Source organism: Kitasatospora putterlickiae (genome assembly GCF_039527695.1).
GTDB lineage: Bacteria > Actinomycetota > Actinomycetes > Streptomycetales > Streptomycetaceae > Kitasatospora > Kitasatospora putterlickiae.
In genome coordinates this window covers 779-7,370 of sequence record NZ_BAAAKJ010000049.1, presented here as the reverse complement: position 1 = coordinate 7,370, position 6,592 = coordinate 779, and the positions used below count along the sequence as shown (strand labels likewise).

Below are 6,592 nucleotides of genomic sequence, written 5' to 3'. Positions count from 1 at the left end.
CGCCGCCGCCGACGAGCTCATGCGCAACGCCGACCTCGCGATGTACCGCGCCAAGTCCGAGGGCAAGGGCCGGGTGATGCTCTACACCCCGGCCATGCGTGCCGACCTGGAGCGCCGCACCGAGCTGGACGAGCGGCTCCGGGCGGCCGTCCGGGAGGGCGGCTTCGCACTGCTCCACCAGCCGGTGGTGGACCTGGTGAGCGGCGCGGTCACCGCCGTCGAGGCGCAGGCCCGCTGGCGCTCCGCGCAGGGCCTGCTGCTCACCCCCGCCGAGTTCCTGCGCTCCACCGAGAACGGCGACGCCGCCGCCCGGTACTCCCGCTGGCTGGTCCGTGAGGCGGTCACCGCCGCCGCGCTGCGCCGCAGCCCGCCCGCCCGGGGCCTGCCCGTCCCGCCGCCGGTCCCGGTGTCGGTCCGGCTCTCCGCCGAACGGCTCTGCGCGCCCGGCCTGTACGAGACGGTGGCCGCGGCGCTGCGCGACAGCGGGCTGCCCGGCGGCCAACTGATCGTCGAGGTGGCCCGGATGGGCCCGGACGAGCTGGCCGACGAACTCGGCCGCCGGCTCGCCGCGCTGCGCCGGCTCGGCGTCTCCACCGCGCTGGCCGGCTTCGGGGCCGGCCACGGATCGCTCGGCGCGCTCGCCCGGCTGCCCTTCGACGGCCTCAAGCTGGACCGCTCGCTGGTCCACGACCTGGGCGACTCCGCGCTCGCCCGGACGCTCGCCGGACACGCCCTGCGGCTCGGCCGCGACCTCGGTCTGGTCACCGGCGCCGAGGGCGTCGACCTGCCCCGGCAGGTGGCCGTGCTGCAGGAGTTGGGCTGCCGCCAGGTGCAGGGCTCGGCCTTCTCGGCGCCGCTGGACGAGAGCCGGCTGCGGCGCGCCCTGGCCCGCCGCGCCTACCCGGTGCCGCGCCCGCCCGGCCCACCGTCGGCCCGGCGGGCGTACCTGGCCCCGGACACCCGGACGAGTGGGCGGGCCGAGGGCGCGCAGGGACGTGTCGCAGCTCACCACGGCCCCTCCGACCTGCCCGAACACCAGGCCGTGCCAGGTCCGGGAACAGGTCCGCATGGCGAGACCACCGTCCCACCTGCTTGACAGTCGGGCCTTGACGGGAGGAAGGTCATTGCCATGCGCACCCGAATTCTCGTACTTGGCGGGCGCGTCGGCTGAGCGGGCCATGCCCCGCTCGTGACAGACCGACGCGCCACCCCTCGCATGCCCTTGGGCACGAGGGGTTTTTTGTTGCACCGACGCCGTTCCACCACTGCAAGACCCCTGGCCCCGTGGCCCCGCGAAAGGGACGATTGGGGCAGAGCCGGCGATCGGCCCGCAAGCGGGACCCCACCCCTCGACCCCCGGGGCCCGTAACCCACCGGGCCGGCCAGAACCGAGAAGAGACAGGCAGATGACTGAGCACGCCGCAGCCCCCCGCCGCGGGGACACCCCGGCCGCCCACGCTCCCGCTCCGCAGCACGCCGTCGAGACCATGACCGGCGCCCAGTCGCTCATCCGCTCGCTGGAGGCCGTCGGGGCGGACACCGTCTTCGGCATCCCCGGCGGGGCCATCCTTCCCGCGTACGACCCGCTGATGGACTCCACCAAGGTCCGCCACATCCTGGTCCGCCACGAGCAGGGCGCCGGCCACGCCGCCACCGGGTACGCGCAGGCCACCGGCCGGGTCGGCGTCTGCATGGCGACCTCCGGCCCGGGCGCCACCAACCTGGTCACCCCGATCGCCGACGCCTACATGGACTCGGTGCCGATCGTCGCGATCACCGGCCAGGTCGCCTCCCAGGCGATCGGCACGGACGCCTTCCAGGAGGCGGACATCTGCGGCATCACCATGCCGATCACCAAGCACAACTACCTGGTCACCGACCCGGCCGAGATCCCCCGGGTGATCGCCGAGGCGTTCCACATCGCCGCCACCGGCCGCCCCGGCCCGGTCCTGGTCGACATCGCCAAGGACGCGCTGCAGGCCACCACCACCTTCCGCTGGCCGGTCGAGACCTCGCTGCCCGGCTACCGCCCGGTGACCAAGCCGCACGCCAAGCAGATCCGCGAGGCCGCGAAGATGCTGGTCACCGCCAAGCGCCCGGTGCTGTACGTCGGAGGCGGCGTCATCAAGGCGGGCGCCACGGCCGAGCTGCGGATCCTCGCCGAGCTGACCGGCGCCCCGGTGGTCACCACCCTGATGGCGCTCGGCGCCTTCCCGGACAGCCACCCGCAGCACCTGGGCATGCCCGGCATGCACGGATCGGTCCCGGCCGTCACCGCGCTGCAGAAGGCGGACCTGCTCTTCACCCTCGGCGCCCGCTTCGACGACCGGGTCACCGGCAAGCTGGACAGCTTCGCGCCGTACGCCAAGGTCGTCCACGCCGACATCGACCCGGCCGAGATCGGCAAGAACCGTCCGGCCGACGTGCCGATCGTCGGCGACGCCCGCGAGGTGCTGGCCGACCTCATCGTCGCCGTCCAGGCCGAGTTCGACGCCGGCCACAAGGGCGACTACGGCGACTGGTGGGAGCGGCTGGACGAGTGGAAGCGGACCTACCCGCTGGGCTACGAGCCCGCGGCGGGCGGCCAGCTCTCCCCGCAGCAGGTCATCGAGCGGATCGGCCGGCTGGTCGGCCCGGACGCCATCTACGCGGCGGGCGTCGGCCAGCACCAGATGTGGAGCTCGCAGTTCATCCGGTTCGAGAAGCCGGGCACCTGGCTCAACTCCGGCGGCGCCGGGACCATGGGCTACGCCGTCCCGGCCGCGATGGGCGCCAAGGCGGGCCGCCCGGAGACCGCCGTCTGGGCGATCGACGGCGACGGCTGCTTCCAGATGACCAACCAGGAGCTGGTCACCTGCGCCCTGAACGGCATCCCGATCAAGGTCGCGGTCATCAACAACGGTTCGCTGGGCATGGTCCGGCAGTGGCAGACGCTGTTCTACAACCAGCGCTACTCCAACACCGTGCTGCACGCCGGCCCCGGCCACGACGGCATCGAGCCGCCCGCCCAGGGCACCCGGATCCCCGACTTCGTCCTGCTCGCCGAGGCGATGGGCTGCGTCGGCCTGCGCTGCGAGCGCCCCGAGGACCTCGACGAGGTGATCAAGCAGGCGATGGAGATCAACGACCGCCCGGTGGTCATCGACTTCATCGTCCACCAGGACGCCATGGTCTGGCCGATGGTCGCGGCCGGCACCAGCAACGACGAGATCCTGTTCGCCCGCGGGGTGCGCCCCGACTTCGGCGACGACCTCGACTGAGCCCCTTCCGGAACGACCAAGGGAACCCACGACCCATGTCCAAGCACACCCTGTCCGTCCTGGTCGAGAACAAGCCCGGCGTGCTCGCCCGGATCGCCGCGCTGTTCTCCCGTCGGGGCTTCAACATCGACTCCCTCGCCGTCGGACCCACCGAGCATCCGGACGTGTCCCGGATGACCATCGTGGTCAACGTCGAGGACCTCCCGCTGGAACAGGTCACCAAGCAGCTCAACAAGCTCGTCAACGTGATCAAGATCGTCGAACTCGACCAGTCCGCTGCGATCCAGCGGGAACTGGTCCTGGTGAAGGTCCGCGCCGACAACGAGACCCGGTCGCAGATCGTCGAGATCGTCCAGCTGTTCCGCGCCAAGACGGTCGACGTGTCCCCGGACGCGGTGACCATCGAGGCCACCGGCAGCTCGGACAAGCTGGAGGCCATGCTCCGGATGCTGGAGCCTTACGGCATCAAGGAGTTGGTCCAGTCCGGCCTGGTCGCCATCGGGCGCGGCGCCCGTTCGATCACGGACCGTTCGCTGCGCGCCCTCGACCGCAGCGCCTGACCGCGCCGCCCTTCCACACCCACCGCTCCACCCCTTCACCGGGTCCGCATACGGTAGGAACCGACGCAGACCCAGGCAATCCACTCGCAAGGAGATGTGCCCCCGTGGCCGAGCTGTTCTACGAAGACGACGCCGACCTGTCCATCATCCAGGGCCGCAAGGTCGCGGTCATCGGCTACGGCAGCCAGGGCCACGCCCACGCGCTGTCCCTGCGCGACTCGGGCGCGGACGTCCGGGTCGGCCTGAAGCCGGAGTCCAAGTCCCGCCAGAAGGCCGAGGAGGCCGGTCTGCGCGTGGTCACCCCCGCCGAGGCCGCGGCCGAGGCCGACGTCATCATGATCCTGGTCCCGGACCCGATCCAGGCCGACGTCTACGAGGCGGACATCGCCCCGCACCTGAAGGCCGGCGACGCCCTGTTCTTCGGCCACGGCCTGAACATCCGCTTCGGCTTCATCAAGCCGCCGGCCGACGTCGACGTCTGCATGGTCGCCCCGAAGGGCCCGGGCCACCTGGTCCGCCGCCAGTACGAGGAGGGCCGCGGCGTCCCGGCGATCGTCGCGGTCGAGCAGGACGCCTCCGGCAAGGCCTTCGACCTGGCGCTGTCCTACGCCAAGGGCCTGGGCGCCACCAAGGCCGGCGTCATCAAGACCACCTTCACCGAGGAGACCGAGACCGACCTGTTCGGCGAGCAGGCCGTCCTCTGCGGCGGCACCGCCGCCCTGGTGAAGGCCGGTTTCGAGACCCTGGTCGAGGCCGGCTACCAGCCGGAGATCGCCTACTTCGAGTGCCTGCACGAGCTGAAGCTCATCGTCGACCTGATGTACGAGGGCGGCCTGGAGAAGATGCGCTGGTCGGTCTCCGAGACCGCCGAGTGGGGCGACTACGTCACCGGCCCGCGGATCATCACCGACGCCACCAAGGCCGAGATGAGGAAGGTCCTCGCCGAGATCCAGGACGGCACCTTCGCCAACACCTGGATCGCCGAGTACAAGGCCGGTCTGCCCAAGTACAACGAGTACAAGAAGGCCGACGAGGACCACCTGCTGGAGACCACCGGCAAGAAGCTGCGCAAGCTGATGAGCTGGGTCAAGGAAGAGGCCTGAGCGACACCGGGCGCGTGCTGAACCGGACCCTCCCGATTTTGTAACGCCCTTGTACAACTAGGCTGCTCCCGTCCGGGTGATTTCGCCGGACGGGAGCAGCCGGGTATCCAGCCCGTCGATACACTTCCGAGTGCGCGTCAGGCCCACAGCGTCGTGCGTCTACCTACGCGGCATGCCACCTTCCCCCGCCCTCCACGCCACCTTCGTGCCCGGGGGAACCGGACAGTTAAGGACCACTGTCGTGAGCAAATCCGTAGTTCTGATCGCCGAAGAGCTCTCGCCCGCCACGGTCGACGCCCTTGGCCCCGACTTCGAGATCCGCCACTGCAACGGCGCGGACCGCACCGAGCTGCTGACCGCGATCGCGGACGTCGACGCCATCCTGATCCGCTCCGCCACCAAGGTCGACGCCGAGGCGCTGGCCGCCGCCCGCCGGCTCAAGGTCGTCGCCCGGGCCGGCGTCGGCCTCGACAACGTCGACGTCTCCGCCGCCACCAAGGCCGGCGTCATGGTCGTGAACGCGCCGACCTCCAACATCGTCACCGCCGCCGAGCTCGCCTGCGGCCTGCTGATCTCGGTCGCCCGCAACATCGCGCCGGCCAACGCCGCGCTCAAGGGCGGCGAGTGGAAGCGCAACAAGTACACCGGCGTGGAGCTGAGCGAGAAGGTCCTCGGCGTCGTCGGCCTCGGCCGGATCGGCGTGCTGGTCGCCCAGCGGATGTCCGCGTTCGGCATGAAGATCGTCGCGTACGACCCCTACATCCAGGCCGCCCGCGCCGCGCAGATGGGCGTCAAGCTGGTCTCGCTGGAGGAGCTGCTGGAGGTCTCGGACTTCATCACCGTCCACCTCCCGAAGACCCCGGAGACCATCGGCCTGATCGGCGACGAGGCGCTGCACAAGGTCAAGCCGACCGTCCGGATCGTCAACGCCGCCCGCGGTGGCATCGTCGACGAGGAGGCGCTGCTCAGCGCCCTGCGCGACGGCCGGGTGGCCGGCGCCGGCCTGGACGTGTACGCCAAGGAGCCGTGCACCGACTCGCCGCTGTTCGCGCTCGACAACGTGGTGGCCACCCCGCACCTGGGCGCCTCGACCGACGAGGCCCAGGAGAAGGCCGGCATCGCCGTCGCCCGTTCGGTGCGCCTGGCGCTGGCCGGCGAGCTGGTGCCGGACGCGGTCAACGTCCAGGGCGGCGTGATCGCCGAGGACGTCCGCCCGGGCCTGCCGCTGGCCGAGAAGCTCGGCCGGATCTTCACCGCGCTGGCCGGCGAGGTGGCCGTCCGACTGGACGTCGAGGTGCGCGGCGAGATCACCCAGCACGACGTCAAGGTGCTCGAACTGTCCGCCCTCAAGGGCGTGTTCGAGGACGTCGTGGCGGAGACGGTGTCCTACGTCAACGCCCCGCTGTTCGCCCAGGAGCGCGGCGTCGAGGTGCGGCTGACCACCTCCAGCGAGAGCCCCGAGCACCGCAACGTCATCACCGTGCGCGGCACCCTCGCGAACGGCGAGGAGATCGCCATCTCCGGCACGCTGGCCGGCCCCAAGCAGATCCAGAAGATCGTCGGCGTGGACGCCTTCGACGTGGACGTGGCGCTCACCGACCACATGGCCTTCTTCAAGTACGAGGACCGCCCGGGCGTGGTCGGCGTCCTCGGCCGCCACCTCGGCGAC

At 71.4% G+C, this 6,592-nt stretch carries 5 protein-coding genes; all 5 read left to right on the top strand.

The window, feature by feature from the left end:
- The coding region (locus ABD308_RS05920) for an EAL domain-containing protein (protein ID WP_344327977.1) at positions 1–1,096 on the top strand (1,096 nt) is incomplete at its 5' end.
- 310 nt (positions 1,097–1,406) lie between these two features.
- Positions 1,407–3,260 carry an acetolactate synthase large subunit gene (locus ABD308_RS05915; protein ID WP_344327969.1) on the top strand — a complete coding sequence of 618 codons (1,854 nt, stop codon included), beginning with the start codon at positions 1,407–1,409 and terminating at the stop codon, positions 3,258–3,260.
- A gap of 35 nt (positions 3,261–3,295) precedes the next feature.
- Positions 3,296–3,820, top strand: coding sequence for an acetolactate synthase small subunit (gene ilvN / locus ABD308_RS05910; protein WP_030302941.1), 525 nt, complete (start codon positions 3,296–3,298; stop codon positions 3,818–3,820).
- 104 nt (positions 3,821–3,924) lie between these two features.
- Positions 3,925–4,923, top strand: coding sequence for a ketol-acid reductoisomerase (ilvC, locus tag ABD308_RS05905; RefSeq protein ID WP_344327937.1), 999 nt, complete (start codon positions 3,925–3,927; stop codon positions 4,921–4,923).
- A gap of 241 nt (positions 4,924–5,164) precedes the next feature.
- Positions 5,165–6,592 (top strand): phosphoglycerate dehydrogenase (gene serA, locus ABD308_RS05900; RefSeq protein ID WP_425554701.1); only part of this gene is annotated, 1,428 nt, incomplete at its 3' end.